Below are 1,274 nucleotides of genomic sequence, written 5' to 3' on the forward strand. Positions count from 1 at the left end.
TTAAGCGCAATAAAGGGGCTGCGGGTATTGATAATATGAGTATTGAGGAATTTAATGACTTCGCTAAGTTACATTGGCTGGGTATTAAACAACAATTACTTAACGGCACTTATCAACCCTTGCCAGTCAAACGCGTGATGATACCCAAACCTGATGGCGGTGAGCGAATGCTTGGGATCCCTGCTGTTATCGACAGAGTGATCCAACAAGCCATTGCTCAAGTGATCAGCCCTTACTTTGAGCCTCAATTTTCACCACATAGTTATGGTTATCGCCCTCATAAAAGAGCCAGTCAAGCAGTGAACCATGTTCAGTCTTGTGTTAAACAAGGTTATAAAACAGCGGTTGATATCGACTTGTCTAAGTTCTTTGATGAAGTAGATCATGACATGCTGATGAATCGTGTTGGCCGTAAAATCAAAGACAAAGCACTCATGCGCCTACTCGGTAAATACTTACGAGCGGGGATCGCAGAGCGCGAAACAGGTCTGTGGTTTGAGTCAACCAAAGGAGTCCCTCAAGGTGGGCCATTATCCCCTTTGCTTTCCAACATCTTACTCGATGAATTAGATAAGAAGCTAACCTACAAACACCTTAAGTTTGCACGTTACGCTGATGACATAATCATTTTAGTAAAAACGAAAAGCGAAGGATTAATAATCCAGCGGGAAATTACTGCGTTCATCACTAAGCGATTAAAGCTCAAAGTGAACGAATCGAAAAGTCGAGTGGGTCCAGTATCAGGCTCAAAATTTCTCGGGTTCACATTCCGTTACGGTCAAGTGCAGATCCACGAACAGGCGCTAAAGAAATTCAAAGCAAATGTCAGGGAACTCACTAACCGCAACTGGGGGATCTCAATGACCCTACAAATTCATAAACTCACGCAGTATTTGCGCGGCTGGGGACACTACTACCTGATAGCCAACGCTTATCAGCTAACGGTGGATTTAGATCATTGGATCCGACGTAGGATAAGAATGTGCTACTGGCGGCAATGGCGTAAACCTCGCACCAAAGTACGCAGTTTAATAAAATTGGGTGTTAGCGAACGACTCGCCATAGCCTGTGGTATCACCAGTAAAGGCCCTTGTAGAAGCTCAAAAACAAAAGGTATTAACATTGCGCTAGGCAATAACTACTTAGCTTCACAAGGTTTAGTGTCATTGAGGGATATTTGGATCAATATTCATTACGGGAGATGAACCGCCCATTGCGGACCCGCATGATGGGTGGTGTGGGGGCTGGAGGTTAGAGACCTCCGGCTACCCGAT

Annotated in this window: 1 protein-coding gene; it reads left to right on the forward strand. The window is 44.7% G+C overall.

What is annotated here, in order from left to right; all coding sequences use genetic code 11:
• Positions 1-1,205: group II intron reverse transcriptase/maturase (ltrA, locus tag PSR9079_RS23335; RefSeq protein WP_149983450.1), on the forward strand; the 1,205-nt coding region annotated here is incomplete at its 5' end.
• Positions 1,206-1,274 lie beyond the last annotated feature (69 nt).

The organism is Pseudoalteromonas rhizosphaerae (assembly GCF_902498845.1).
Classification (GTDB): domain Bacteria; phylum Pseudomonadota; class Gammaproteobacteria; order Enterobacterales; family Alteromonadaceae; genus Pseudoalteromonas; species Pseudoalteromonas rhizosphaerae.